General features: G+C 63.4%; 1 protein-coding gene. It reads right to left on the bottom strand.

All coding sequences use genetic code 11. From position 1 onward, the window contains the following. Nucleotides 1-12 precede the first annotated feature (12 nt). Nucleotides 13-770 (bottom strand): IS5 family transposase gene (locus JKF87_RS18135; RefSeq protein ID WP_152546271.1). Its coding sequence is split into 2 segments (ribosomal slippage): nucleotides 13-449 and nucleotides 449-770, totalling 759 coding nucleotides; the frame shifts between segments, so codons are not numbered across the junction. Between the last annotated feature and the right edge of the window lie 64 nt (nucleotides 771-834).

Genomic DNA, 834 nt, shown 5'->3' with positions numbered 1-834 from the left:
TAGGCTCAGGACTCATAGCCAGAAGAGGACGGTTGCAGCGAGAGCTATGGCGGAGAGGAAGACGGTCGGGCATCGATCATAGCGCGTGGCGACACGACGCCAATCTTTGAGCCTGCCGAACATGATCTCTATGCGGTTGCGCCGTTTGTAGCGGCGCCTGTCGTAGCGGATGGGTTCGGTTCGGGATTTGCGGCCCGGGATGCAGGGGGTGATGCCTTTGGCCTGCAAGGCGTCTCTGAACCAGTCCGCGTCATAGCCTCGGTCGCCCAGCAGCCACTGAGCCGGAGGAAGGCTGTCCAGCAGGGCGGCCGCGCCGGTGTAATCGCTGACCTGGCCCGCCGTCATGAACAGACTGATGGGGCGTCCGCTGGCATCGGTCACGGCGTGGAGCTTGGTGTTCATGCCGCCTTTCGTGCGCCCGATCAGCCGCCCAAGGCCCCCTTTTTTACCGCGAGGCTCGAAGCCGTGCGGTGCGCCTTGAGATAGGTCGCGTCGATCATGACGGTGCGGCGTTCCGTCTGAGCCCCGGACAGGCCCTCCATCATCCGGATGAAGACACCAGCCTCGCTCCACCGTTTCCAGCGATTGTAGAGCGTCTTGTGCGGCCCGTAGGCCGCCGGAGCGTCACGCCAGCGCAGGCCGTTGCGGTTCACAAAGATGATCCCGCTCAACACCCGGCGGTCATCCACCCGAGGCTTGCCGTGGCTCTTGGGGAAATAGGGCGCCAGCCGAGCCATCTGCTCGTCCGTCAGCCAATACAGGTCACTCATGATCCAGACTCCTCAGGAGCCTGAATCAGATCGCGCGCCTCACATCAATGGGTCCTGAGCCTAG

This window comes from Brevundimonas nasdae (genome assembly GCF_016654005.1).
GTDB classification, from domain to species: Bacteria; Pseudomonadota; Alphaproteobacteria; order Caulobacterales; family Caulobacteraceae; genus Brevundimonas; species Brevundimonas nasdae.
The sequence above is the reverse complement of the archived record's forward strand: the minus strand, read 5'-3'. Positions and strand labels throughout refer to the sequence as shown.